Source organism: Halorubrum pallidum, assembly GCF_055380345.1.
Genome location: NZ_AP043945.1, coordinates 1,881,246 through 1,904,571, shown reverse-complemented (window position 1 = coordinate 1,904,571; position 23,326 = coordinate 1,881,246). Strand labels below are relative to the sequence as shown.

At 67.6% G+C, this 23,326-nt stretch carries 26 protein-coding genes, 1 tRNA gene and 1 pseudogene; 16 read left to right on the top strand and 12 right to left on the bottom strand.

Annotation, left to right across the window (positions count from 1 at the left end; all coding sequences use genetic code 11):
• Nucleotides 1-87: 87 nt before the first annotated feature.
• The gene (locus ACZ45C_RS11385; RefSeq protein ID WP_460562550.1) at nucleotides 88-1,605 is read left to right on the top strand and encodes a DUF790 family protein; all 1,518 of its coding nucleotides are present in this window, start codon (nucleotides 88-90) and stop codon (nucleotides 1,603-1,605) included.
• A 158-nt stretch (nucleotides 1,606-1,763) separates the two neighbouring features.
• On the opposite strand, the gene ACZ45C_RS11380 is transcribed toward ACZ45C_RS11385, so the two are convergent.
• Nucleotides 1,764-2,360 (bottom strand): NUDIX hydrolase, encoded by a 597-nt coding sequence (locus ACZ45C_RS11380; RefSeq protein WP_460562705.1) that lies wholly within the window; start codon nucleotides 2,358-2,360, stop codon nucleotides 1,764-1,766.
• A gap of 186 nt (nucleotides 2,361-2,546) precedes the next feature.
• On the opposite strand from ACZ45C_RS11380, the gene proS reads away from it, so the two are divergent.
• The 3 genes from proS (at nucleotide 2,547) to ACZ45C_RS11365 (ending at nucleotide 6,777) form a co-directional block, all read left to right on the top strand.
• Entirely contained in the window at nucleotides 2,547-4,022 is a 1,476-nt protein-coding gene (gene proS / locus ACZ45C_RS11375) for a proline--tRNA ligase (RefSeq protein ID WP_460562552.1), read from the top strand.
• A 112-nt stretch (nucleotides 4,023-4,134) separates the two neighbouring features.
• Entirely contained in the window at nucleotides 4,135-5,397 is a 1,263-nt protein-coding gene (locus ACZ45C_RS11370) for a DUF7096 domain-containing protein (RefSeq protein ID WP_460562554.1), read from the top strand.
• A 114-nt stretch (nucleotides 5,398-5,511) separates the two neighbouring features.
• Nucleotides 5,512-6,777: a DUF7345 domain-containing protein gene (locus ACZ45C_RS11365; RefSeq protein WP_460562556.1), complete on the top strand. Its 1,266-nt coding sequence runs from the start codon at nucleotides 5,512-5,514 to the stop codon at nucleotides 6,775-6,777.
• Nucleotides 6,778-6,787: 10 nt separating this feature from the next.
• Here ACZ45C_RS11365 and ACZ45C_RS11360 read toward each other — a convergent pair whose 3' ends face one another.
• A complete protein-coding gene (locus ACZ45C_RS11360) occupies nucleotides 6,788-6,922 on the bottom strand; it encodes a rubrerythrin-like domain-containing protein (RefSeq protein WP_464374319.1) in 135 nt (44 codons plus the stop codon).
• Between the two features lie 184 nt (nucleotides 6,923-7,106).
• On the opposite strand from ACZ45C_RS11360, the gene ACZ45C_RS11355 reads away from it, so the two are divergent.
• From ACZ45C_RS11355 to ACZ45C_RS11345, 3 genes are all read left to right on the top strand, one after another.
• The gene (locus tag ACZ45C_RS11355) at nucleotides 7,107-7,667 is read left to right on the top strand and encodes a pyruvoyl-dependent arginine decarboxylase (protein WP_460562560.1); all 561 of its coding nucleotides are present in this window, start codon (nucleotides 7,107-7,109) and stop codon (nucleotides 7,665-7,667) included.
• A gap of 134 nt (nucleotides 7,668-7,801) precedes the next feature.
• Complete coding sequence (locus tag ACZ45C_RS11350; protein WP_460562562.1) at nucleotides 7,802-8,953, top strand: methionine synthase; 1,152 nt, start codon at nucleotides 7,802-7,804, stop codon at nucleotides 8,951-8,953.
• 49 nt (nucleotides 8,954-9,002) lie between these two features.
• Nucleotides 9,003-9,380: a DUF5811 family protein gene (locus ACZ45C_RS11345; protein WP_460562706.1), complete on the top strand. Its 378-nt coding sequence runs from the start codon at nucleotides 9,003-9,005 to the stop codon at nucleotides 9,378-9,380.
• Between the two features lie 17 nt (nucleotides 9,381-9,397).
• Here the strand turns inward: ACZ45C_RS11345 and ACZ45C_RS11340 are convergent, their stop codons facing one another.
• Nucleotides 9,398-10,312, bottom strand: coding sequence for a M14 family metallopeptidase (locus ACZ45C_RS11340; protein ID WP_460562564.1), 915 nt, complete (start codon nucleotides 10,310-10,312; stop codon nucleotides 9,398-9,400).
• A 111-nt stretch (nucleotides 10,313-10,423) separates the two neighbouring features.
• On the opposite strand from ACZ45C_RS11340, the gene ACZ45C_RS11335 reads away from it, so the two are divergent.
• Entirely contained in the window at nucleotides 10,424-10,627 is a 204-nt protein-coding gene (locus ACZ45C_RS11335) for a hypothetical protein (RefSeq protein WP_460562566.1), read from the top strand.
• A gap of 15 nt (nucleotides 10,628-10,642) precedes the next feature.
• Here ACZ45C_RS11335 and ACZ45C_RS11330 read toward each other — a convergent pair whose 3' ends face one another.
• Both ACZ45C_RS11330 and ACZ45C_RS11325 read right to left on the bottom strand, forming a co-directional pair.
• Nucleotides 10,643-11,062, bottom strand: a complete 420-nt coding sequence (locus tag ACZ45C_RS11330; RefSeq protein ID WP_460562568.1) for a universal stress protein — start codon at nucleotides 11,060-11,062, stop codon at nucleotides 10,643-10,645.
• A 73-nt stretch (nucleotides 11,063-11,135) separates the two neighbouring features.
• Nucleotides 11,136-11,657 (bottom strand): CinA family protein, encoded by a 522-nt coding sequence (locus ACZ45C_RS11325; RefSeq protein ID WP_460562570.1) that lies wholly within the window; start codon nucleotides 11,655-11,657, stop codon nucleotides 11,136-11,138.
• Nucleotides 11,658-11,715: 58 nt separating this feature from the next.
• Here ACZ45C_RS11325 and ACZ45C_RS11320 point away from each other — a divergent pair, with 58 nt between their 5' ends.
• The 3 genes from ACZ45C_RS11320 to ACZ45C_RS11310 all read left to right on the top strand — a co-directional run bounded on the left by ACZ45C_RS11320 (nucleotide 11,716) and on the right by ACZ45C_RS11310 (nucleotide 12,928).
• Nucleotides 11,716-12,363, top strand: a complete 648-nt coding sequence (locus tag ACZ45C_RS11320) for a transcriptional regulator FilR1 domain-containing protein (RefSeq protein WP_460562572.1) — start codon at nucleotides 11,716-11,718, stop codon at nucleotides 12,361-12,363.
• A 40-nt stretch (nucleotides 12,364-12,403) separates the two neighbouring features.
• Nucleotides 12,404-12,664 (top strand): DUF6199 family natural product biosynthesis protein, encoded by a 261-nt coding sequence (locus ACZ45C_RS11315; protein WP_460562574.1) that lies wholly within the window; start codon nucleotides 12,404-12,406, stop codon nucleotides 12,662-12,664.
• Nucleotides 12,665-12,733: 69 nt separating this feature from the next.
• Entirely contained in the window at nucleotides 12,734-12,928 is a 195-nt protein-coding gene (locus ACZ45C_RS11310; protein ID WP_460562576.1) for a hypothetical protein, read from the top strand.
• Nucleotides 12,929-13,001: 73 nt separating this feature from the next.
• Here the strand turns inward: ACZ45C_RS11310 and ACZ45C_RS11305 are convergent, their stop codons facing one another.
• The 3 genes from ACZ45C_RS11305 to ACZ45C_RS11295 all read right to left on the bottom strand — a co-directional run bounded on the left by ACZ45C_RS11305 (nucleotide 13,002) and on the right by ACZ45C_RS11295 (nucleotide 13,995).
• Nucleotides 13,002-13,463: an HVO_A0114 family putative DNA-binding protein gene (locus tag ACZ45C_RS11305; protein ID WP_460562578.1), complete on the bottom strand. Its 462-nt coding sequence runs from the start codon at nucleotides 13,461-13,463 to the stop codon at nucleotides 13,002-13,004.
• Nucleotides 13,456-13,758: a toxin-antitoxin system TumE family protein gene (locus ACZ45C_RS11300; protein WP_460562580.1), complete on the bottom strand. Its 303-nt coding sequence runs from the start codon at nucleotides 13,756-13,758 to the stop codon at nucleotides 13,456-13,458. The genes ACZ45C_RS11305 and ACZ45C_RS11300 overlap by 8 nt, the downstream gene beginning before the upstream one ends.
• Before the next feature lie 163 nt (nucleotides 13,759-13,921).
• Nucleotides 13,922-13,995 (bottom strand) — tRNA-Lys (locus ACZ45C_RS11295).
• 207 nt (nucleotides 13,996-14,202) lie between these two features.
• Here ACZ45C_RS11295 and ACZ45C_RS11290 point away from each other — a divergent pair.
• Both ACZ45C_RS11290 and ACZ45C_RS11285 read left to right on the top strand, forming a co-directional pair.
• Entirely contained in the window at nucleotides 14,203-15,666 is a 1,464-nt protein-coding gene (locus ACZ45C_RS11290) for a DHH family phosphoesterase (protein WP_460562582.1), read from the top strand.
• 170 nt (nucleotides 15,667-15,836) lie between these two features.
• On the top strand, nucleotides 15,837-16,049 hold the full coding sequence (locus tag ACZ45C_RS11285; protein ID WP_460562584.1) for a hypothetical protein: 213 nt from the start codon (nucleotides 15,837-15,839) through the stop codon (nucleotides 16,047-16,049).
• Here the strand turns inward: ACZ45C_RS11285 and ACZ45C_RS11280 are convergent.
• Together ACZ45C_RS11280 and ACZ45C_RS11275 are read right to left on the bottom strand one after the other, a co-directional pair.
• The gene (locus tag ACZ45C_RS11280; protein ID WP_460562586.1) at nucleotides 16,046-17,020 is read right to left on the bottom strand and encodes a sugar phosphate nucleotidyltransferase; all 975 of its coding nucleotides are present in this window, start codon (nucleotides 17,018-17,020) and stop codon (nucleotides 16,046-16,048) included. The two genes, ACZ45C_RS11285 and ACZ45C_RS11280, sit on opposite strands and share 4 nt — an antisense overlap.
• Before the next feature lie 78 nt (nucleotides 17,021-17,098).
• A pseudogene (locus tag ACZ45C_RS11275) lies at nucleotides 17,099-17,392 on the bottom strand (DUF5779 family protein); the annotation flags it as partial.
• A 79-nt stretch (nucleotides 17,393-17,471) separates the two neighbouring features.
• Here ACZ45C_RS11275 and ACZ45C_RS11270 point away from each other — a divergent pair.
• A complete protein-coding gene (locus ACZ45C_RS11270; protein WP_460562588.1) occupies nucleotides 17,472-18,182 on the top strand; it encodes a DsbA family protein in 711 nt (236 codons plus the stop codon).
• Between the two features lie 51 nt (nucleotides 18,183-18,233).
• Here the strand turns inward: ACZ45C_RS11270 and truA are convergent, their stop codons facing one another.
• Entirely contained in the window at nucleotides 18,234-19,193 is a 960-nt protein-coding gene (gene truA / locus ACZ45C_RS11265) for a tRNA pseudouridine(38-40) synthase TruA (RefSeq protein WP_460562590.1), read from the bottom strand.
• Complete coding sequence (locus tag ACZ45C_RS11260; protein WP_460562592.1) at nucleotides 19,190-19,657, bottom strand: universal stress protein; 468 nt, start codon at nucleotides 19,655-19,657, stop codon at nucleotides 19,190-19,192. The genes truA and ACZ45C_RS11260 overlap by 4 nt, the downstream gene beginning before the upstream one ends.
• An 871-nt stretch (nucleotides 19,658-20,528) precedes the next feature.
• Here ACZ45C_RS11260 and rdfA point away from each other — a divergent pair.
• Nucleotides 20,529-21,140, top strand: a complete 612-nt coding sequence (rdfA, locus tag ACZ45C_RS11255) for a rod-determining factor RdfA (protein ID WP_460562594.1) — start codon at nucleotides 20,529-20,531, stop codon at nucleotides 21,138-21,140.
• Between the two features lie 155 nt (nucleotides 21,141-21,295).
• On the top strand, nucleotides 21,296-23,254 hold the full coding sequence (locus tag ACZ45C_RS11250) for an archaea-specific SMC-related protein (RefSeq protein ID WP_460562596.1): 1,959 nt from the start codon (nucleotides 21,296-21,298) through the stop codon (nucleotides 23,252-23,254).
• Nucleotides 23,255-23,326: the final 72 nt, after the last annotated feature.

The window sequence follows — 23,326 nt, the reverse complement described above, 5'->3', positions numbered from 1 at the left end:
TACGCGCTGATCGACGGGTTTCGGAGTTAAGGGTGTCGCACCGAGAGAACCGCCCGGTTTTAGACGACTCCTCGCGTATTCGGCCACGTGCTCCGGAAGGACCTCCTGCGCGTCTCGCGGGCCGGCGGCGGCTACCGGCCGCGCTTTACCGCCCGCGAACACCGGCCGCTCGCCGCGCGCGTGCTCGGGACGTTCGAGGCGCACGTCGGCGAGCGCCGCGGCGACCTCGACGACGCGCTGGAGGCGTTAGAGGCCGACGCCGCGGAGACCGGCGGCGACTTCAAGCTCGTCCGCGGGCTCGCGGCGCTCGTCGAACGCGCCTGCACCTTCGAGACGCGTGCACCGGTTCCCCCGCGTCGCGTCCGGCGGGCGACGTTCGAGGCCGCGGAGGCGGTCGGCGTCGCGAGCGAGGCGGAGCGCGAGACGGCGATCGACCGCGCCGCCGACGCCCTCGGGATCGATCCCGAGGACGTGGAGGCGTCGCTGTACGCCGACCGCGACGGCAACGAGATCCTCGTCGACGCCGACGTGCGCTGGGACCCCGATGCGCTGCTGGAGCAGTACGACCTCTCTCTGGCGCAGACGGCGCTTTTCGACGCCACCGAGGTCCGAATCCGGTCGAACGACCCGAAGCGGCTCGTCTCGGCGGTCAAACGCCTGCGGCTGATGTACGAGGTGGAACGGACCCCGCAGGGGCGAGAGCTGGTCGTCACCGGACCCGACGCGCTCTTCTCGCGCACGCGGCGGTACGGCACCTCGTTCGCGCGGCTGCTCCGCACCGTCGCCGGGGCCGCGGAGTGGGAACTGGAGGCGACGATTGACGACCGCGGCCGCGAGCGCACGCTGCGGCTCGACGCGGACGACGTGACCGTTCCCGGCGTCGAGCCGGTCGCAGAGCCCGACTTCGACAGCGGCGTCGAGGCCGACTTCGCCGGCCGGTTCCGCGCGCTCGACCTCGACTGGACGCTCGTGCGCGAGCCGGAACCGTTAGAAACCGGCACGAGCGTCATGATCCCGGACTTCGCGTTCGACTACGACCACGCCGATTTTCGATTGTTTTTCGAGGTGATGGGGTTTTGGACGCCCGAGTACGTCGAAAAGAAGCTCGGCCAGCTCGCGGACGTCGAGGACGTGGATCTGCTCGTCGCCGTCGACGAGAGCCTCGGCGTCGGCGAGGCGATCGCCGCGCGCGACCACCGCGTGGTCACCTACTCCGGGACCGTTCGCGTGAAGGACGTGGTCGACGTGCTCCGCGAGTACGAGGCCGAGTTCGTCGCCGCCGCCGCCGCCGACCTCCCCGACGCCCTCTCGCCCGATGCCGACGCGATCCGACTGGCCGATCTGGCGGCCGACCGGGGCGTCGGCGTCGAGGCGATCGCGGACAAGTCCTTCCCCGACCACGAACTCGTGGGGCGGACGCTGGTGCGTCCCGCGGTACTCGAAGAGGTGGCAGACGAGATCGACGCGGGGATGGCGCTGTCGGCCGCGGAAGCGGTCCTTGACGACCACGGCATCGACGACGCGAGCGCTGCCCTCTCGCGGCTCGGCTACCGCGTCGCGTGGGAGGGACTGGGCGGCGGGACGCTCCGCGAAAAGGACGCGTAGCAGCGTCTGCGAACGGCGGCACTCACCGTGACGGCGACATTCACCGCGACGGCGGCACTCACCGTGACGGCGACATTCACCTCGACGGCGGCACTCACCGTGACGGCGACATTCACCGCGACGGCGACACTCACCGCGACGGCAGGCCCTATTCGCTCTCAGACCGGGAGTTCGGCGTCCGGTTCGACCACGCGGTCGACCTCCTCGGGCGCGCGCCAGTCCGTGGTCCGCTCTAACAGTTGGACGACCATTCGACCGGTCGCGCCCCACACCGTGTAGCCGTCGACGTGGAAGAAGTGGATTCGGTGTCGGCCGTACGTCGGGTGGTCGCGCCGCTCCGACTCGTAGTTCGCGGGGTCGGTCAGTCCGCTCACGGGGAGGACGACCACCTCCGCGACCTCCGACTCGTCGGGGACGTACTCGCGGTCGGGCGCGACGCCGACGAACGGTCGAATTCGATACTCACTCGACGTGCGCGTGTCGTCGATCCGCCCCAGCACGTCGACTTCCTCGGGACGCATTCCGACCTCCTCGTTCGCCTCGCGCAGCGCGGTGTCGGTCAGCGTCCGGTCGAACGGCTCGCGGCCGCCCCCGGGAAAGCTCATCTGCCCGGGGTGCTCGCCGAGGTGGTCGGCGCGCTTGGTGAAAAGCAGGTGGGGCTCGTCCCGCGCGATGACCGGAGCCAGCACGGCCGCCTCGCGGCGCGCTCCGGCGATCGTCCCCGGCGTGTACCGACGCAGCCCCGACAGGTCCATGCTCGGTGGTAGGTCGCCGAACGGGGTTAACGTTTCTCCGTTTCCGGCGATATGGAACGGGTCGCCGCAGCCTCGCTCGACGTGATTCTCGTCCTTGCTCGTCACGGCTCCGCCGCCGTCAGCCGCGCCGCGGTCGGCCGGTCGGCTTCGGACGTTTTAAGCCCGCGACCGCCCCCTCTGTGCGTAATGAGCGACGACGATCAGGAGCTCGGGATCACCGAGTCCAAGTCACACAACACCGGCGAGTGGTACGCCGAGGTCGTACAGAAGGCGGGGCTCGCCGACTACGGCCCCGATGGGATGAGCGGGTTCATCGTCACCCGCCCGCGAGCGTACGCCCTCTGGGAGCGACTACAGGGCTTCCTCGACGCGAAATTCAAAGAGACCGGCGTCCAGAACGCCTACTTCCCCCTGTTCATCCCCGAGTCCTACCTCGAACGCGAGAAGGACATCGTCGAGGGGTTCGACCCCGAGGTCGCGTGGGTGACCGAAGCCGGCACCAACGAGCTTGAAGAGCGCCTCGCCGTCCGTCCGACCTCCGAGTCGATCATCACCCCGTACATCAGTCAGTGGGTCCGGAGCCACCGCGACCTCCCGCTGCGCGTGAACCAGTGGTGCTCGGTCGTGCGCTGGGAGGCCACGGAGACGAAGCCGTTCTTCCGCACGAAGGAGTTCCTCTGGCAGGAGGGTCACACCGCGCACGCGACCCGCGAGGACGCGTGGGACGAGACGATGACGCGGCTCGACCAGTACGAGTCCGTCTACGAGGACCTACTGGCGATTCCGGTATTGAAGGGACAAAAGCCCGCCCACGACAAGTTCCCCGGCGCGGACACGACGACGACCGTCGAGGCGCTGATGCCGGACGGCAAATCCGTTCAGGGCGCGACCTCACACCACCTCGGGCAGTCGTTCGCGGAGGCGTTCGACATCACGTACTCGGACGATACGGAAGAGAAGAGAACCGCCCACACCACCTCGTGGGGACTCTCGTGGCGCGCACTCGGCGCGCTTATCATGACTCACTCCGACGAGCAGGGGCTCGTCGTTCCCCCGACGGTCGCGCCAGAGCAGGTCGTCGTCGTCCCGATCTGGCAGGAGGACACCAAAGACGAGGTGCTGGCGTACGCCGAAGGCGTGGTCGACGACCTCGACGACGCGGGCGTCCGCGTCGAACTCGACGACCGCGACGAGCGCAACCCCGGGTTCAAGTTCAACGAACACGAGCTGAACGGCGTCCCGCTTCGGATCGAGATCGGCCCCCACGAGGTCGAAGACGACGAGCTCACGCTCGTCCACCGCCCCGACGGCGAGAGCGTCGTCGAAGATCGGATCGACGTCGCGGAGACCGTCCGCGACCACTTCGAGACGATCTACGCGAAGCTGTACGCGGCCGCCGAGGAGACGCTCGACGGCGCGGTGCGCGAGGCGGACGACCGCGCCGAGATACTCGGCACGCTCGGTCAACACGGCGGGTACGTGAAGACCCCGTGGTGCGGCGACGAAGACTGCGAGGAGCCGATCAAAGAGCCGATGGCCGCCGAGATCGTGATGGTTCCCTTCGAGGACGACGACCCGCTCGTCAACGGCGACCACGACGAGACCTGCGCGATCTGTGGCGACGACGCCGAGCGGACGGCGTACTTCGCGAAGTCGTACTAAGACGAACCTCACATCTCGGTGACCGCACGCCCGAACCCCACCGTCTTAATCCGCGTTTATCCGACTTAACGGAGTAGTGTTTATATACGGATCCGCCGCGTACCGGCAGGTGATGAATCGAGGGACCGCACCAGTCGTCGCCGTCGTCGTCGCCGTCGCGGTCGTCGGACTGATCGGCGTGGCAGCGGCCGGACCGGTCGGCGTCGCCGTTGCCCAAGACGACCCGGGAACGACCGAGACGGGTGGCGGAGACGACGCAACGACGGACACGAACGAGACGGCGGCCGGATCGGGTGCCGAGAGCGACGCCGCCGCAGACGTCAGCCCCGGTGAGCGCTTCTCGGGCGTGGTCGGTGTTCAGCAGGCCGAGATCGACGGCGAGGTGGCGTCCCGATCGTTCGAGGTCGCACTCGATCGGACCGACTCCGACGCCGAACGAGCCGCGATCGTCGCCGAGCGGCTGAACCGGACCGAAGAGCGCCTCGCGGCAATCGAGAGCCGCCAGCGGGAGCTTCGAGAGCGCCGCGACGCCGGCGAACTGAGCCAGGGAGCGTTCGCCGCGCGGATGGCCGAGACGAGCGCTCGGGCTGAGAGCGCGCGACGAGAGACCAACCGGAGCGCCGACGTCGCCGAGAGCCTCCCCGCGTCGGCTCGGGCTCAGCGCGGCCTCGACGAGGAGCGGGTGAACGCGGTTCGCGAGCGGGCGAGCGACCTGAGCGGTCCGGAGGTCGCCGCGATCGCCCGCGGAATCGCCGGCAACGAGACGGGAAGCCCCCTCGCCGCGGATCGACGCGGACCGCCCGACCGTCGCGGCCCCCCGGACCGGATCGCTAACGGCAGCGACAGCGACCGGGAGCGCCCCGGAGCAGCCGATCGATCGGACACCGGCCGACCCACTACCGCCGCCGGTCCAGCCAACGAGAGCGGTACCGTCGGCGGTGGAAACGGGACGAGCGCGACCGGCGCCGGTCCACCCGCCAGTGGCCCGGCGAACACGAGCGGAGGCGCGCGCGGTTCGGTCTCGAACGGCGCGTCCGCACCGACGAACGTGTCGGTCACTGACTCCTCCGGTCGCTCTTCCGACTCGGACGGGGCGAACGGTCACTCGCGGAACGGGTCCACAGACGACGAACCGGGGGATGGTGACGCCCCCGGAAACGACGGCGCAGAACGCGACAGTACCCCCGGAAACGGTAACTCGGACGGGACGGATGGCGAAGCAAGTCCCGGCGACGCTACCTCGGGCGGAACCGCAGGCGGCGGTGCCAGCCCCGGCGGCGACGGGGCGTCTGGCGGAAACAGACCAGCCGTCGGAGCCGTCGCCGCTGCCGGGTCTCACCTCCGGAACGCGTGGAGCTACGTCGCCGCGGCGTGACCGGATTGCTTCCGCGTCCGACGGCGGTCGTCCCGTCGATCCACGGGCTCGTGACCGGCAGTCGAAGCCGCCCAGATGAGAAACAATTTATTCGCCCCGCCTGAGTTCCTCTCTATGCAGCGAACGGCCCCGCTTCTCGTTTTCGCCGCAGTCGTCGTCGCCCTCGGGGTCGCGGCGAGCGGTACCGCGGGCGTGCCCGGAGACGCCGCTGGCACGTCCGGCGTCGCACCCGTCGGATTCGAGCAGACGGAGGTCGATCCGGACGACGTTCTGATCGAGGCGACGGTCGACGCCGACGGCAACGCGACTTGGGAGGTCCAGTATCGCGTGCGGCTGACGACCGACGAAGAGGAGCAGGCGTTCACCGAACTCCGCACGGACGTCGAGTCGAACACGACCGCGTACACCGATCGGTTCAGCGAACGGATGGCCTCGACCGCCGCCGCCGCCGAGAGCGCGACCGGTCGCGACATGGCGGTTTCGAACGTCACCGTGACCGCCGAGCGGCGCGAACTCCCGCAGTCGTACGGCGTTCTCACCTACCGGTTCGAGTGGCGGAACTTCGCGGCCGTCGACGGCGATCGGATCGTCGTCGGCGACGCCGTCGACGAGTTGTTCCTCGACGACGGGTCCTCGTTCGTCGTCTCGTGGCCGGAGGAGTATCGCGCGGTCGAAACCACGCCCGCGCCCACGGAGACCCGCGACGGATCCGTCGTCTGGCAGGGGCCGAGGGACTTCACCGAGGGCGAGCCTCGCGTCTCGCTCGAACCGACCGGAATCGCGGGCGGTACGGGCCTCTTACCGCTCCTCGGTGTCCTCGCTGTCGTCGTCCTCGTCGCGGTCGCCGCAGCGCTTCTCGCGCGGCGCAGTCGCTTCGGCGGTGACTTCGCCGTGCTCGGTCGCGGCGACGACGACGAAACGCCCGGATCCGCGGCCGAACGCGACGGGCCGATCGATTCGACTGCTCCGGCGGACGCGCCCGAGTCAGCCGAACCGGACCGCGAGTCAGACGACTCCAGTGGGTCCGACGGCGCTGCCGACGCGCCCCCGGTCGACGAGGAGCTGTTGAGTAACGAAGAGCAGGTGCTTCGGCTCCTCGAGGCCAACGGCGGCCGAATGAAACAAAAGCAGGTCGTCGAGGAACTCGACTGGACGGCGGCCAAGACCAGTCAGGTCGTGACCGGTCTCCGCGACGCCGACGACCTCGACGGATTCCGGCTGGGGCGCGAGAACGTCCTGTCGCTACCCGGCTACGAGGCGACCGGAGACGGCGAGGCGACGGACGGAGCGGAGACGGACGAAGCATCGACGGACGGCGCGGCGACCGACGATAAGAGTGTGAGCGATGACTCGACGGACGACACGGCAGGGGACGCGTGACCCGAACGGCTCACAGGTCGCGCGACCGCCCCAAGTGACGCAGTTCGCCGTCGCACGTCGGACACGTCCCGCCGGACTCACACCGGAACCCGCAATCAAAACACTCGTACAGTTCTTCGCCACCTGTGTTGCACTCTGGCCTCATATTATTCCAAATGATGCCGATATACATAGATAGTGCCCTATTATTGTTTAAAACATATAATCGGCTGTTTCAGTCGATCTGACGAACGATCGGATCGGCGGCGTCGTCCGGAGATTCGATCCGGAAGTCACCGTCGACACGAACTCCGTAACCCCTTAGCGGTCCGGCGGTCGATCAGGGACCGATGAACACCATCCACGTCGCCGGCGGCGTCGGCGTCGCCGACACGGCGATGGCCTCCTACGACGCCGCGCTCGCGGACGCTAACCTCCACAACTACAACCTCGTCGCCGTCTCATCCGTCGTTCCCGCGGAGGCGACCGTCGTCGCGGTCGAGGAGGCACCGGATCTCGGTCCCGCCGGCAACCGCCTCACCGTCGTGGAGGCCCGGCGGACAGTGGGGCCGAAAGACGAGGTCGACTTCCGGGAGGGCGGCCGCGCCGGCGCGGAGGACGCGGAGTCGAAGCGCGCGCCCCGTCGTCACCCCGACGTGGCGGCCGGTCTCGGGTGGGCGACCGGCCCCGGTCCCGGGCTCTTTTACGAGGTGACCGGCGAGGACAGCGAGGACGTTCGCACGCGGATCAGGTCGGGACTGGACGCGGGCGGCGACCTCCGCGACTGGGACCTGCCGGACCGAGAGTTCCACGTCGAGAGCGCGGCCGCCGAGCCGAACCGGTACACCACGGCCGTCGTGATCGCCGCGTACGGCGAGTCGGAGCCGATTCTCTCTGCGACAGACGAGTAACTTCGACCGCTCGGCGACGAACGAGTGGGAGCGAACCGGACCGGCTGGATCGAACCGGGCCGACTGGAGCGAACCGGACCAGATTGTTCGTTTCGCGACCTTTAGGCGACGCGAGCGGCGAGAGGCGAGTACCGATGACGGCCAACCAGATTCAGACGACGCACATCGGCAGCCTCCCGCGGCCGCCCGAACTCCTCGATCTCCTCACGAAGCGACAGGGCGGCGACCCCGTCGATGAGGACGACTGGGACGCGACCGTCGCGGACGCCACGCGTGACGTGGTCGACCGACAGGCCGAAGCGGGCGTCGACGTCGCCAACAACGGCGAACAGTCGCGCGTCTCGTTCAATTGGTACGTCGCAGACCGGCTCAGCGGCATCGAGGGGACACGCGAACAGGAGCTGTGGGCGGACCTCCAGGAGTTCCCGAGCTACGCCGAGGAGACGTTCAAGACCGACGTCATCGACCTCTCCGAACACCCAGTCGTGACCGGTCCCGTCGAATACACCGGCCGCGACGAGGCCGAGGCCGAACTGGCAGCGTTCCGCGACGCGCTCGACGCGGCCGGCGCGGACTTCGCGGACACGTTCGTCACAGCGGCGTCTCCGAGCGTCGTCACCGCCACGCACGTCGACGACCACTACGGCGACTACGAGGAGTACCTCTTCGCCGTCGCCGACGCCATGGCCGAGGAGTACGAGACCGTCGCCGACGCGGGATTCACGCTTCAGATCGACGCGCCGGAACTCCTGACGGTCGGCCACACGGCGGCGTACGCCGACGAGCCGCTCGCGGAGGTCAAGGGGGCCACGCGACTCCACGTACAGGCGCTCAACGAGGCGCTCTCGGGGATCCCCGAAGAGCAGGTCCGGCTCCACACCTGCTGGGGAAGCTACGAGGGCCCTCACCACCTCGACACGGATCTGGCGGACATGCTCCCGGAGATCTACGAGGCCGACATCTCCGGACTCAGCGTCGAGCAGGCGAACCCCCGCCACCAGCACGAGTACCGCGCGTTCGCCGAGCACCCGGTTCCGGACGGCTGGACGCTGATCCCCGGTGTCGTCGACGTGAAGACGAACATCATCGACCACCCGGAGACGATCGCGGACCGGTTGGAACGCGTCGCCGACGCGGTCGCTGACGGAACGCCGCTGGTCGCCGCGCCCGACTGCGGGTTCGGGACGCAGGCCGGGATCGGCATGGTCGATCCTGAGATCGCGTGGGCGAAGCTGGAGGCCCTAGACGAGGGGGCCGCGATCGCGACCGAGCGGATCTACGGCTAGCGTCGCCGACGCCTTTTTGAGTGGGCTCCGCGTACTCGGTGTGTCTTCGATGAACGGCAACAACCCGTATGCCGGGGCACCGGGCGTGACGAACGCGGGCGAACCCGCGGCCGTCGACCTCACCCCCGACCAAGAACGGCGTCTCCGGCGCGCGGTAGCCGGAATCGTCTCGCGAACCGAGTCGTATCTCCCGAACAGCTACGCCGTCGGCTCCGAGCTGTCCGTCGGGTCGAACGGACCGCAGGCGACCGTCGCCGTCAACCCGCCGGCCGGCCACCCGGTCTCGGCCGGGTTCACGCCCGATCCCGACGATCTGGACGCCGGGATCGCCGACGCCGACACCGACGAGGTCGCGCGTGGCCTCGCCGCGAGCGCCGCGATGCAGGTGATGGACGCCGTCGGCGACGTGACGCCGACCGCGAAGTAAATCCGGACTCTCCCGTCTCAGACCGACCGGTCGCCTTTCGGTTCGTCTGTGCTTAGTTCTCCTCCGCTCGTTTCCCCCTCCGATCCGGCCGCCGGATCCCCGATTTGCCCCCGATCGTCTACGGATCCCGGCGGTAATATAGTACCTTGGACGCGACCGTAGATGCCGAATATCTCCTCGTATCCGCGTTCGCTCGCGAGAATTGGAACGATCCCCTCCTCGTCGACGCGGTGCGTGTACACGTCGTCCTCCGCGAACACGGCACCGCGGGGGATCGACTCGAAGTTCGCGAAATGGACGTGCGGCTCGCCGCCGCCTTTCGGAACCTCCTCGTCACCAGCCACGACCGTCGTCTCCGTGAACGTCGGTGGCTCGTCGTCGAGCGCGCCGTGTGCTCGCAGGAACGCGAGACAGGCATCGTAGCCGAACTCGACGGCGTCCTCGCTCCCCTGTCGTCCGACCTCGATCGAGACGGCGTGCGGGACGACGGAGTCGAGCGTGGTCGACCGGAGGTTCCCCGAGTCGAGGACGTACTCGATCGGCATACCGGTCACGCTCCGGCGCACCGACGGCGTCAACTCGCTGTAGATCGCGAACGGCGGCGGAGCGCTGTGTGAGGTGTGGAGCGCGAGCACCGCGTCCATTCCGTCGAGCGCCGCCGCGAGCCGGGGCGCGAGCGCGCGCTCGTACTCGTCGCTCTCGCGGTCGCCCGGGAACGCTCGGTTCAGGTCCGTGTCCGTGTAGCGCGTCCCGGCCGCCAGCGCCGGGTCGTTGGCGACGATTAGTCGGACGCTACCGGTTCCCGTTCCCTCCTCGTCGAGCGTCGCAGCGAGTCGCCTGACGATCCGCTCGCCCGCGGGCTCGTCGCCGTGGATCCCGCCGACGATCGCGACGCGGGACGGTCCCGCTGACCCGCGTTCGATCGTTTCCATACGCCGAGTACGCGGCGCTCGCGTGAAAAGGTGCCCGTTCCGATCCCGACGATCGAACCGACGGCCCGACGCGCTGATCCATTTATCTGGTCTCCGAACGCACCCGATCGTATGGACTCGACCGATTCAGCGCTCCTCGGCGTCGCCGGCGTCGTCGCCGCGCTCGTGCTAGCGGCCGCGCTGGCGGCCGGCGTGCTGTTCGGATTCGACGAGTCGGTCGCCCGTCCGATCCGGCTGCTCGCGGTCGAACCGCTGTCGTGGATCGTCGTCGCCGCGCTGCTCGTCGCCGTCGTCGGCCACGCGTACATCGAGTGACCCTCGCCGTTCGCGTCAGCGCACGACGGTCACCGGGACCGGCGATCGGCGGAAAACCGTCTGAGCCACGTTGCCGACGAGCAGCCTATCGGCGAGCGACCCGCCGTGCGTCCCCATCACGATCGCGTCGAACGACTCGGCCCGGTCGAGAATTCGCCGTGCCGGCGGACCGACCTCGATCTCCCCGTCGACGGTCACGTCGTACTCGTCCGCGATCTCGCGAGCGCGGTCCAGCACGTCTGCCGCGAGTTCGCGAATCGTCTCCTCGCTGTTGTCGGCGAGGGCGATTCCCGTCGCCGCCCCCATCATCCGCGAGGGCTCGCCCACGACGTGTAAGACGGTTATCTGCGCGCCCTCGTGAACGTCGAGCGCGTACCGTAGCGCCCGCTCGGACAGCTCGGAGTCGTCCATCGGCACCAGCACGCGGTCGATCATACTTCGTGTACACGGGGTGACTAGATAAACGCTCGCGAGCCGTGACGAGCACTCTCGCCCGTGACTCGCCCCGCTACCTCCCGCTTTCGGTCTCGCGGATCACGCGGACGAGCACGTCTAGGGCCGCGTCTGCCGACTGCCGTTTCACCGCGGCGCGGTCGCCGTCGAACTGAAAGCGCTCGCTCCGGACGAACGAGGCCTCGGTCCCCCACGGCGCGGCGTGCGCGACGCCGACGTACACCAGTCCGACCGGCTTCTCCGCGGTTCCGCCGCCCGGTCCGGCGACGCCGGTCGTCGACACCGCCCACGTCGTCCCGGCGCGGTCGCGTGCGCCGGCCGCCATCTCCTCCGCCACGGCCGCACTCACCGCGCCCTCCGCGTCGAGCGACTCGCGAGACACGCCGAGCAGTTCGCGCTTCGCGTCGTACGCGTACGTGACGAACCCGCGGTCGAAGTACGCGCTCGCGCCCGGAACGTCCGTCACCTGCGACCCGACGAGCCCGCCGGTCAGCGATTCGGCGACCGCTAGCGTCTCCTCTCGTTCGGTGAGCAGGTCGCCGACCGCCGCCGCTCCGTCCGCGTCGCGTTCGGTCATATCGCTCCCTCGGCGCGACGGCCCTTGGGTTTACCCCTGCGGGGACGATACCCGCCGTATGACAGATCGCGGCCCCGGTGCCGTTCTCCGCTCGCTCGTCGACCGCGCCGTCGACGCGGACGGGGTGGCCGACAGCGCCGATGCGGGGAGCGACGACAGTCAGGTCGTCGTCGCAGAGCGGGATGGCGACCCGGACCCGGCGGACCTCCTCTCGACGGCCGTGAGCGGTGGGACAGCCGCGAGCGGCGGCGCGGAGGTGAGATTGGACGACGACTGCGGCGACTCCGAATCTGACGCAGCCGAGGGGAGATCGGGTTCGGCGTCGATCGTCGGCGTCGTCCCGCAGATCGAGATGTCGACGGTCCGGCGGCTGCGCGACGCGATCGACGGACCCGGCGCCGAACAGACGGTTCGGCTCGTGTTCACCGGGACCGCCGCCGCGCGGTTGTCGGGCGGATCGGGGGCCGTGCTCCGCTCCGCGCTCGCGCGCCACGGGATCGAGGCGGCGGTCCACGACGGCGACTCGCCGATCGCGGTGCTGCTCGTCGGCGAGCGTGCGGTCGTCGGACTGTTCGACGGCGACGGCCTCGCCGCGCTCCTCTGTTCGGACGCGCCCGCGATCCGGTCGTGGGCGGCCGGCGTCTACCGACGGTACGCCGCGGCCGTCGGCGACACCGACGGCGCGACGACCGACGACTCCTCGTAGCCGCCGCATCGCTTTTGGTCACACCGGGCGAAGGTCGGCTATGAAAGCCCTGCTGCTGTTGGCGACCGGAGTCGTCGGACTGATCGAAACCGTCGCCCCGCGCCCCGTCGTCCGCGGGTGGATCCGCGTCGCGTTTCGGAACCCCGGCGACGTCGAACCGCGCGAGTGGGTGTACGCCGCTGCTCGCGCCGAAGGCGCGGTCGTCGTCGCCGGCGCGCTCCTCGGACTGTACCGGCTCGCCGACGCGGACGACCTTGACGACCCACACGCAGACCGAGCCGCTTCCTCTGCGGATGTCTGAGCGATTCCGATTCGGGACGCTTCGCTCGGAGAGGAAGTGTCTCGCAGAAAGCGAGTCGGTCGAGATGGGATGATCCTACTCGACGATCGAATCTTCGAACTGTTAGCCTCCGACGGTGCAGCGACTTCGTGGGAGATAGGATTCGAATTTATAGGTACCGTGAGCCCCGGTCGAATCACCAAGCGCTGTAAGGTGTTGCTCGACGCCGGGCTCGTCGATCGCTACGAACGCGAGATCGTCGAGGAAGTAGTCAACGACAATTGAGTCGGGAGATCCATCTTCTGGTTGCCGGCATGGGTGTGGCTGAAGATATCGACAACAGCAGGAGAGTGGAACCTCACGCCGCTGCGGGCTCCTCACCAGAGTCGCTCACGGTAAGTTCGACATCGAGGCGGATGCGTTCGTACGGGAGGTACGGACGCTTCGAGCGGTCGTCGTCCTCGACGATGAACACGATCCCGTAGTCCGTCAGCAGCGTGACATCGTCGTGGACCGTCCTGTAGTCGCGATCGAGCGCCTCCGCGAGCGCGCTGATGCTCTCGGCGGCGCCGTCGGTGTCCATCAGTGTCTGGAGTAGTTCGATCCGTCGGTCGGTGAGGATCTTCCGCAGCTCGCCGACCGTCGCGAACGACACCACCGCGGGCTGTGGTTCGCCGGCGGCGGCCGCGTCGACCGCGGTGAGCGTGTCCTCGAACGCCTCGTCGAACGACTCGACGGTGATGCGAAGGACATCGGGGTGCGGCCGGTCGCGTGGGTCACTGTACTTGTCGGGCCAGCCGCCGTGGTCGGGTTCAGTCATTGGTGGTCTCCGTGTCCGCCAGCGTCGCGATTTCGTTCAGGAACCGAGTCACGTGAGCCGCGAGCCCGTGAAACTCGATCTCCGTGTCGTCGCCGAATCGAACGTGCCGGTGATGCCAACCGAGATCGTCGTCGTCATGCGCGTCGTCGTATCGGAGTAGTTCGCCGGTCTCGGGATGGTAGTACTGAAACCGGTAGAACCACCCGTCCGGATACTCCTCGTCGCGGATCGCGAATATCTCCACGCGTCCACCGGGGACGGCGCGGTTCAACTCGATCGGGTGGTGCTCCGGCATCCTGCTGTACTATAACCTATGACCCAATAGAACATAAGTTTACTCACGAATCCCGCATTCCGATCAGACGAGCGCTCGCTTCGCTCGCGCTGCGACTTCTCTACTTCAAATCGCTTCCGTCCGGTTCCTTCACCGCATCGCTGTCGCTCTGCGGTTCAGTGTACGGGCCGGGCGCGATTTGAACACGCGACCGACGGATTAAGAGTCCGTCGCTCTCCCTAACTGAGCTACCGGCCCTCATCGAAACGTATCGCAGTCGCGGTAAAAGGCCTTTTCATTCGTCGGTGGGGTATCTCGCGGGACGCGGCTCGACAGCCCGGAATTGCCACCGGCGGCGACGCTCGATTTTCGCCGCGTTCTCCGCCGTACCGACCGACGTGAACGGGTCGGTACGGCGTGAGAGAGAACACACTCGTTAAGTGTCGTCCCGCGGAAACACCGCCAATGAGTGGGTCATCCGGATCGGCGCGGACGCGGTATGCCATCCTCGGCTGTGGAAGCGTCGGGCACGCCGTCGCGGAGGAACTCACGGGTCGCGGCAAGGACGTGCTCATCCTCGATCGAGACGAGAGCCGCGTCGAGGCGCTCCGCGATCAGGATCTCAACGCTCGCGTACAGGATATCGCCGACCCCGACGTGGTCGACGAGCTGGCCGACCGCGACATCGTGTTGATCCTTGCAAGCGACGTCGAAGCGAACAAGGCGGCGGTCTCGGCGGTACGAGACACCGGCGGCGACCACTACGTGGTCGTTCGGGCGTCCGACCCGGTGAGCGAGGACGAACTCCGCGAGCGCGGCGCTGACGTGGTGATCAACCCCTCGACGGTGATCGCAGACAGCGCGCTCCAGTCGCTCGAAACCGGCGAACTGGAGTACATGGCCCGCCAGCTCGCAGAGATCATCGAGGCGGGCGACGGACGGATGGCGATCCTGACACACGACAACCCGGAACCGGACTCCATCGCGTCCGCGACCGCGCTACAGGCCATTGCGGACGCGTTCGGCGTCGAAGCGGACATCCTGTACACCGGTGACGTCGGCCATCAAGAGAACCGAGCCTTCGTCAATCTCCTCGGGATCGATCTCGTGGCGCGGTCGGAGGCTCCCGACCTCGCCGAGTACGGAACGATCGCCGCGGTCGACCTCGCGAAGTCCGCAGACGACGGGTTCGACTTCGACACCGAGATCGACGTCTACATCGATCACCTAGAGGCCGACGTGCCCTTCGACGCGCGGTTCGTCGACGTGCGCACGAACGTCTCCTCGACGTCGACGATCCTCACGAAATATCTCCAGGAGTTCGACCAGTCGCCGTCGGAGGCGGTCGCGACCGCGCTGTTGTACGGAATCCGCGCCGAGACGCTGGATTTCAAGCGAGACACGACGCCAGCGGACCTGACGGCGGCTGCGTATCTCCACCCGTTCGCGAACCACGACACGCTCGAACAGGTGGAGTCGCCGTCGATGAGCCCGGAGACGCTCGACGTGCTCGCCGAAGCGATTCAGAACCGCGAGGTACAGGGGAGCCACCTGTTCTCGACCGCGGGGTTCATCCGCGACCGCGAGGCGCTCGCGCAGGCCGCCCAGCACCTCCTCAACCTAGAGGGAATCACGACCACGGCCGTGTTGGGGATCGCGGACGACACCATCTACCTCGCGGCTCGGTCGAAGGATATCCGGCTGAACATCGGGAACGTCCTCGACGAGGCGTTCTCGGAGATGGGAGATGCCGCCGGGCACTCGACGCAGGGATCACTGGAGATACCGCTCGGGATCTTCACGGGTATCGAGGCGAGCGGGGACAACCGCGACACGCTACTCGAACTCACCGAGGAGGCCGTTCGACGGAAACTGTTCGACGCGCTCGGCGTCGAGGGCGGAAGCAGCGAGAGCGGCAACGGCTCGTAGGACAGATCCACCGGAACGGTCGCCCACGCCCCCGGTGTGACTGCCCCGTGGATGGCTCTGTCTCGGTGTCGCTCCGTGCAAAACAGTTCTCACTTGGAAAAATCACTCGCGCGCGGCGGATCGGTTTTGCCCGTTCGGACCCGAGTGAGACGCGCGAACCGACGCCCACCATGCACGTCCCAGCGGATCCGCCCGATACCTGTCCCGCCTGCGGCGACCCATACGAGTCCGTGTCGCGTCACGCCGACGGATTCGTCGTCAACCTGCTCGACAACGAGCGGTACCGCCGGGTGTGTTTCGACCCGATCGACGCCGAGGACGGCCCCGAACTCGACTGTTATCACCACACGCACGGGCAGGCTGACGGCCCGTCGAAATCCTAGAAGCCGTCGCCGTCGGTGATCGTCGTGTACGCGCCGATCAGCGCGCCGGAGAGATCGACGCCCGTCAGCGTCGCGCCCTCGTCGATCACGGAGTTGCGGATCGACGAGTCGGCGATTGTGGCGTCCGGGAAGACGACCGTCCGGTCGAGCGTCGAGTCGGTCACCGTCGCGCCGTCCATCACGTGGACTACGTCCCCGATCTCGGAGTCTTCGACCGTCGCGTCGTCCGCGACGAGACTCCCACCGTCGAGCGCGTACGCGACCGCGTCGAGGTAGCTGTCCGCGGTCCCGATGTCGAACCACGCGCCGTCGAACGTGAACGCGTGAACCGGGCCGCGCTCTTGGAGCCACTGCAGGAACCAGCCGGGCTCGTCCGGGTTGTTCCCGTCTTCGAGATACGTCGAGAGGTCGGGTAGCGTCTCGGCCGGGAACGCGTAACAGGCGATCGAGACGAGCGTCGTCTTCGGATCGTCGGGTTTCTCTTGGAAGTCGATCACCTCGTCGCCGTCGAGGTCGACGAGCCCGTACGACTTGGCGCGCTCGCGGTCGCCGACGTCGTAGGCGGCCAGCGTCGGCGTCCCCTTCTCCTCGAAGAAGTCGGCGAACTCGCCCAGATCGAAGCTGATCATGTTGTCACCGGCGACGACGATCAGGTCGTCGTCGACGTTCTCGCGGTCGACGAGCTGTTCGAGCGCGCCAACGACGCCGAACTTCTCGTCTTCCTCGACGGTCTCTTCGACCGAGAGCGTCGGCTTCTCGAAGGGGCTCTCGGCGAGGTACTCCGCGAACGTCTCGGCGAATCGCTCGTTCGTCGAGACGAACACCTCGTCGACGCGGTCGTCGGCCTCCAAGTCCTCGAATATCTCGTCGATGACGGTGTTTTCGCCGACCGGAAGGAACATCTTCGGTCGGTGGTGAGTGATGGGCCAGAGTCTGGTCGCGTATCCCCCCGCGAGTACGACGGCTTTCATGAAGGGCTCCTCTCACTGAAGCGGCATACTTCTTGTGCTACTGTCATTGTTCAGAAACACCGACGACGCCGGCTGTCAGTCGCTCAACCGGTCGGTATCGATGGCGACGCCGGGCGGGGTGACGACGAGGAAGCCACGGAAGTGCATCAGTTCGCCGTCCATATCCTTGATGTCTCGTGCGAAGCCGGCGGCGAGTTCGTTGAGGTCGCCGTCGATGGTCAACACGAGGGTGTTGCCGTAGTCGACGCTGCGTACCCACTCGTCGGGATCGGTGGTCCCGTCGAGGACGCCGAGGACGACGTCGCCGCTGGCCGCGAACGCCTCGTCCATCTGCGCTTCGGCGTCTCGAAGGTCGAGATCCCAGTCGGTCATACTACAGGGTCACGAGGCGACGGCAAAAACGTTCGGACCGTCGCGGTGTGGTTAAGTGCGTTCCGACCGGATCCGGCGTATGGAGTACACGCGACGGTCCCTGCTCGCGGGCGCTATCACTACCGGTGTCGTCGGCGCGGCCGGATGTCTTGGCGGCGACGGAAGTGACGGAAGCGACGGAAGTGGCGGAAGCGGCGACGGCGAGGCCGCTGTCGGCCTCGACACCGGCGAGTACGACTGCGACCTGACCGAGCCCGCCGACCCGGACCTCGAATACCGACCGACGCTCGGGGATCCGGAGGCCGACGTGCTCGTGCAGGCGTTCGAGGACTTCACGTGTCCTCACTGTGCGAGCTACAAGCTGGAGGAGTTCCCGACGATCCGCGAGGAGTACCTCGCGCCGGGCGACGTCCGGTATGAACACTGGGACTTCCCCATCCCGGTCAACGAGGCGTGGGCGGTCCCCGTCGCGAGTGCGGCCCGCGGCGTCGGTGCCCGCGGCGGTGACGAGGCGTTCTTCGACTTCTCGACGGCGGTCTACGAGTCCCAGGGAAGCTACAGCGGAGAAGCGATCGGCGCGGCCGCCGAGACCGCAGGAGGGGACCCCTGTGCGGCCATGGCCGACGCCGAGTTCACCGCCTACGAGTCGGCGTCGATGGCCGATCGCAGCGAGGGCGAGTCGATCGGCGTCTCCGGAACCCCGGCTATCTTCGTGAACGGCGACCCGGTCGAGGGATACGGCGCGGACGCTATCTCAGCCGCCATCGACGCCGCCCTCTCCGGCGACTGAGTCCCGGTTCACCCTGCTGGCTGTCCGGCCCGCGTTCTCGCCGACTATCCCTTACCGATCGGCACGGTCCGGCTCGCTCCCCGCGATCCGATCGCGTATCGCTCCCGTCGCCGCGGCCGCGTGGCGGGCGTCGCGGTGGCGCTCGTCGAATGCGACGCGCGCGCTAGCCGCGGCCTCTTTGTCGACCGCGAACGTCAGACCGTCGTACGCGACGTCCCAGAGTACCAGCGGTTCGGGCGGCGCTGGCCCGACGCCGAGTTCGCCGGGAATGGGATCGTCTGCGAGCAGCCGGTCGGCGTACGCGAGGTCTGCGGTACCGCGGCCGATTGCTCGGACTGCGGCCACGAGACGCCGGACGAGCGCCCGCGGGAAGCCGTCGGCCGACACGTCGATGACGAGCGCGTCTCCGTCCCGCGTCGCCGTCGCGTCGAGGTCGCGGACGGTCCCCGTCTCGTCGCTCGTCAGGTTGTGGAAGTCGTGCTCGCCGGAGAACCGTGCGAGCGCGTCGTGGACGCGCCCGTCGTCGATGCGGCCCGTGCCGGCGGATCGGTCGCCACCCGCACCCGACACTTCTTCGCTGTCACGTTCGACCGGCGCGTAGAGGTGATACCGGTAGGTCCGCCGAACCGCGTGATGGGTCGCGTGGAAGCCGTCCGGTGCGTCGGCGGCGGCCCACACCCGAATCGATCCGGGGAGATAGCCGTTGAACGCCCGTGGTGCGAGCCAGTCCGGAGCCGCGAACGCCACCGTCTGTGCCACCGCGGAGACCCCGGAGTCGGTTCGCCCTGCGGCGGCGTAACTCGGCGGCGTCGCGTGCGTCGGACCGCTGCCGCGGTCGAGGATATCGTGGTCCGCGAGCGCCCGCAACAGCGTCCCCTCGACCGTCGTCGCGTGGGGCTGACGTTGGAACCCCGCGTACTCGCGGCCGTCGTACGCGACCCGAAACGCGCGGACCGATCCCGACGTCTCCGGCGTGTCGCTCGCGCTCGCGGGCTCTGACCCGTCGGTCACGTCGCGTCGTCCGAGCGTCCGGCCTCCGACTCGTCCGACCCGCGGATCGGCACGGTGACCACCGGCACCGGAGAGACGCGGACCACTTTCTCCGTGACGCTCCCCAAGAGCACGCGCTGAAGCCCCGTGCGCGTGTGGCTCGGCATCACGACGAGATCGGCACCGCTGTCGTCTATCGCGTTCTCGATCACATCGAGCGGCTCGCCGCGGATGACGTTCCCGACGACCTCGACGCCCGCCGCCTCCAACTCGCCCGTGACGGCCTCGACGCGCGCTTCCGCCGCGTCCTCGACGCGCTCGGCGAACGCGCCGGCCTGCGGGCCTCGCAGCGTCTGTGCCACGGTGTCGATAGCGCTCACGACGTGTACGGTCGCGTCGTAGCGCTCGGCGAGGCTCGCCGCGTGCGGGACCGCGTCGTTCGCCTCTCCGCCCGGCGCGACCGGGAGCAGGATGACATCGTACATACGCGACAGTCGTCTCGCCGGACGCAAAACGATACCGGCCGTGCTCACGCTCACGGACGGGGAGAAGCCACGAGGTCGACCGCGGGCCACTGACGCGAATTCAGACGAGTTCGAATACACCTATGTAAATTGGTAAGAATAGAAAAATAACGAATATTTGTTAGTATCGAACCGGCCGATCGACGCCGTGTACCCAGGGTCCCCGCCGCCGATTGGACGGGGCGATTGCCACGGTCTGGACACCGTAACCGAGATACCCGTGCGAGCCGCGCTCTCGGCGCTATCGCCCTCGTCGTCGAGGAACGTCGTAGTGAGGCGATCAACGGGCTGGGTGGCCAGAGGCGATCAACGGGCTGGGTGGCCAGAAACGTTCGTCGGATCCTGCGGACAGCTGGCCGTCGGTCCGTCGGGTCGATCAGTTCATCCCCCTCGTCATCTGAACTGAGCTCTGTCCTCACCGATCCGTTTTCGGCCTTGTACGGGGCTGTTACGCGAGACGGTCGATCGTCGAGCCGACTCGACAGATGATGTCTCGGGGTAGACTGTGTGCTCCGACCAGCGTCTCGCTGGAGAGTGATTCTGCGAACCCAACTGCACACGCGACGCCGAGACGACTAGAAACATATAATAAAAAGATATTGTATCTAAAACATAGACATTTGGCGAATAGTGCAACCGCCTGTGGCTCAGCATCAATCGCGGTGGAACATCTCGCCTTATACGCTCTGACCGAGATCGTCTACCAGTCGATAGACCGGAGAGGTCGATCATCGATCATGGTGGAATTCACCGTTTCACCGTTCATTCGTTGTGTAGGCGCCGGGTGTTGTTACACCGCTATTTTTGTAAAGCCGGGGCACCAAGTGGGGCTATGACCGATACGTCGTCGCGGCCGAACAGCAAGGTTGCGCGGGTGATCGAGGCGTACGACTTGGCCGGACTGGGCGCGCAGTTGGAACGGCAGTGGACGGGGGCGGACGGCGACCGGACGAGCCTGCGCGACCTTGCGGACGTGTTCAACCGCCGCGTCTTGGAGGCGGCGATGCGCGACGCCGGCTCGTCGGCGGTGGAGAGCGACGTCGCGAGCGCGTACGCGGCGCTGACGGACGAAGAGACCGGGAGCGCAGACCGGATGCGCAAGCGGCGCGACCTAGAGCAGGCCGGCATCGACGTCGACGCGGTCCTCGACGACTTCGTCACGCATCAGGCCGTTCACACGTATCTCACGAGCTACCGCGAGGCGGAGCTTCCCGACCGGTCCGAGGGCCGCGTGGACCGAAAGCTGGAGACGTTAGAACGCCTGCAGGGTCGGACCGCCGCCGTCACGGAGTCGACCGTCGAGTCGCTCGTCGAAGCCGGCGAACTGACCGATCACGACTACGAGCTCCTGATCGACGTGCGCGCGATCTGTCCGGACTGCGGATCCGACTACGCGGTCAGCGACCTGCTTCGCTCCGGCGGCTGTGACTGCGGAGAACCGTAATCGTGTGAACTCGCCGAACTGCGCCGCGTTGTCGATCTGTGCGGAACCGTCGATCTGTAGCGAAGTACGCGCCATTTCCGCGGCTGGCGACGTGACAGTTCGTGATCTTGTATTTACATAACAATTATATCTATCGCGCCGGTACCACTCTGGTAATGGAGTCGACGATGCTTTCGGAGTCGCCCGTCCGCGTTCATGCGAGCAACGTGGGAGGGATAGACGAGACCGAAGTCGAGATTCAGCCGGGGGTGACGGTCCTCAGCGGCCGAAACGCCACCAACCGAACGTCGTTCTTACAAGCTCTCATGGCCGGGCTCGGCAGCACACGCCCGTCGTTGAAGGGTGACGCGGCCGAGGGACGAGTCGAACTCACGGTCGGCGGCGAGACGTACACGCGAACGCTCACCCGTCAGGGCGACACGGTCGCGTTCGGCGGCGACCCGTACCTCGCCGATCCGGAACTCGCCGACCTGTTCGCGTTCCTCCTCGAGAACAACGAGTCGCGTCGCGCTGTCGCCCGCGGTGACGACCTCCGCGAGATCATCATGCGACCGGTCGATACCGATCAGATCGAAGCGGAGATCCGGGAACTGGAGGCCGAAAAAGACGACATCGACGATCAGATCGCCGATCTGGACCAACTCGAATCCACCCTGCCAGACCTCGAGACGAGACGCGCCGAAATCGACGCCGAACTCGAGGAGGCCCGCGCGGATCTCGCGGACGCGCAGGCGGCCATCGACGAACTCGATGCGGACCTCGAGGAGAGCCGCTCTCGGAAGGAGGAACTCGAAGACGCGTTCCAACGGGTCCGCGAGGCCCGCTCCGAGGTCGAGGATCTCACGTTCGAGATCGAGACCGAAGAGTCCACGCTGGCGGAGCTTCGGTCGGAGCGCGCCGATCTGGAGGCGACCCTCGAGGACTCGGAGCCGCCCGAAGAGGATCCGGAACGGATCGACGGCCGAATTGAGGAGCTTCGTGAGCGGAAGCGCGCGCTCGACGAGACGCTGAACGAACTCGGGAGCGTCATCAGTTTCAACGAGGAGATGCTGGAAGGCGACGGGCTCGACGTCGCCTTCGATCGCCGCTCGAACGGCGACACTCCCGATTCGGAGTCGGCGTCCGTCACAGACGAACTGCTCGGCTCCGAGGAGGTCGTGTGCTGGACCTGCGGGTCCGAGGTGGAGCGCGACCACATCGACGACACCGTTGACGCACTTCGGGACCTCCGGGGCGACAGGCTGGAGGAGCGAAACGATCTCCGAGACCGCATCTCCGATCTCACGTCGAAGCGGTCGACCCTCCGACAGCGACGGGCCGAGCGGCGGCGAGCCGAGGAGCGCCTCGAAGCGGTCGAAACGGAGATCGAGGACGTGACGGACCGGATTGAATCGCTCGAAGCCGAGCGCGAGGCCGCCGAAGCCCGCGTCGAAGAGCGCGAGGCCGAGACGGAGGACGTCGGAGCCGGCGAGTACGACGAGGTGATCGAGCGTCACCGTGAGGCCAACGAACTGGAACTGCGGGTCGACCGGCTGGAGTCGGACCTAGCGGACGTCGACGCGGAGATCGCCGAGACGGAGTCGAAGCTCGACGAGCGCGAGACGCTCCGCGAGCGGCGCGAGGCGGCGGCCGACGAACTGACCGACCTCCGCACGCGCGTGGACCGGATCGAGGCCGACGCCGTCGACGCGTTCAACGAGCACATGGCCGCGGTGTTGGACGTGCTCGGGTACGACAACATCGATCGGATCTGGATCGAGCGACGCGAGACGGAGGTCCGCGAGGGGCGGCGCAAAGTCTCTCAGGCGCGGTTCGACCTCCACGTCGTGCGGTCGGGCGACGACGGGAGCGCCTACCGCGACACCGTCGACCACCTCTCCGAGAGCGAACGCGAGGTGACGGGGCTCGTGTTCGCCCTGGCGGGGTACCTCGTTCACGACGTGTACGAGACGCTCCCGTTCATGGTGTTGGACTCCTTGGAGGCGATCGACTCGGACCGCATCGCCGCGATGGTGGAGTACCTCCGCGAGTACGCCGGCTATCTCGTCGTCGCGCTGCTGCCCGAGGACGCGGCGGCGATCGACGGCGGCCACCACACGGTCGAGTCGATCTGACGGGGTCGACCCGGCCGGCGCGTCCACCCGACCGTCGAACCGATCTGCGGTTGTCGGTGCGAGTGTCGATCC

Coding starts and splice junctions, on each gene's coding strand:
- ACZ45C_RS11380 (WP_460562705.1), bottom strand. CDS start 2,360: ATGGACCTGTCGGGGCTGCGTCGGTACACGCCGGGGACGATCGCCGGA.
- proS (WP_460562552.1), top strand. CDS start 2,547: ATGAGCGACGACGATCAGGAGCTCGGGATCACCGAGTCCAAGTCACAC.
- ACZ45C_RS11370 (WP_460562554.1), top strand. CDS start 4,135: ATGAATCGAGGGACCGCACCAGTCGTCGCCGTCGTCGTCGCCGTCGCG.
- ACZ45C_RS11365 (WP_460562556.1), top strand. CDS start 5,512: ATGCAGCGAACGGCCCCGCTTCTCGTTTTCGCCGCAGTCGTCGTCGCC.
- ACZ45C_RS11360 (WP_464374319.1), bottom strand. CDS start 6,922: ATGAGGCCAGAGTGCAACACAGGTGGCGAAGAACTGTACGAGTGTTTT.
- ACZ45C_RS11355 (WP_460562560.1), top strand. CDS start 7,107: ATGAACACCATCCACGTCGCCGGCGGCGTCGGCGTCGCCGACACGGCG.
- ACZ45C_RS11350 (WP_460562562.1), top strand. CDS start 7,802: ATGACGGCCAACCAGATTCAGACGACGCACATCGGCAGCCTCCCGCGG.
- ACZ45C_RS11345 (WP_460562706.1), top strand. CDS start 9,003: ATGAACGGCAACAACCCGTATGCCGGGGCACCGGGCGTGACGAACGCG.
- ACZ45C_RS11340 (WP_460562564.1), bottom strand. CDS start 10,312: ATGGAAACGATCGAACGCGGGTCAGCGGGACCGTCCCGCGTCGCGATC.
- ACZ45C_RS11335 (WP_460562566.1), top strand. CDS start 10,424: ATGGACTCGACCGATTCAGCGCTCCTCGGCGTCGCCGGCGTCGTCGCC.
- ACZ45C_RS11330 (WP_460562568.1), bottom strand. CDS start 11,062: ATGATCGACCGCGTGCTGGTGCCGATGGACGACTCCGAGCTGTCCGAG.
- ACZ45C_RS11325 (WP_460562570.1), bottom strand. CDS start 11,657: ATGACCGAACGCGACGCGGACGGAGCGGCGGCGGTCGGCGACCTGCTC.
- ACZ45C_RS11320 (WP_460562572.1), top strand. CDS start 11,716: ATGACAGATCGCGGCCCCGGTGCCGTTCTCCGCTCGCTCGTCGACCGC.
- ACZ45C_RS11315 (WP_460562574.1), top strand. CDS start 12,404: ATGAAAGCCCTGCTGCTGTTGGCGACCGGAGTCGTCGGACTGATCGAA.
- ACZ45C_RS11310 (WP_460562576.1), top strand. CDS start 12,734: ATGATCCTACTCGACGATCGAATCTTCGAACTGTTAGCCTCCGACGGT.
- ACZ45C_RS11305 (WP_460562578.1), bottom strand. CDS start 13,463: ATGACTGAACCCGACCACGGCGGCTGGCCCGACAAGTACAGTGACCCA.
- ACZ45C_RS11300 (WP_460562580.1), bottom strand. CDS start 13,758: ATGCCGGAGCACCACCCGATCGAGTTGAACCGCGCCGTCCCCGGTGGA.
- ACZ45C_RS11290 (WP_460562582.1), top strand. CDS start 14,203: ATGAGTGGGTCATCCGGATCGGCGCGGACGCGGTATGCCATCCTCGGC.
- ACZ45C_RS11285 (WP_460562584.1), top strand. CDS start 15,837: ATGCACGTCCCAGCGGATCCGCCCGATACCTGTCCCGCCTGCGGCGAC.
- ACZ45C_RS11280 (WP_460562586.1), bottom strand. CDS start 17,020: ATGAAAGCCGTCGTACTCGCGGGGGGATACGCGACCAGACTCTGGCCC.
- ACZ45C_RS11270 (WP_460562588.1), top strand. CDS start 17,472: ATGGAGTACACGCGACGGTCCCTGCTCGCGGGCGCTATCACTACCGGT.
- ACZ45C_RS11260 (WP_460562592.1), bottom strand. CDS start 19,657: ATGTACGATGTCATCCTGCTCCCGGTCGCGCCGGGCGGAGAGGCGAAC.
- rdfA (WP_460562594.1), top strand. CDS start 20,529: ATGACCGATACGTCGTCGCGGCCGAACAGCAAGGTTGCGCGGGTGATC.
- ACZ45C_RS11250 (WP_460562596.1), top strand. CDS start 21,296: ATGGAGTCGACGATGCTTTCGGAGTCGCCCGTCCGCGTTCATGCGAGC.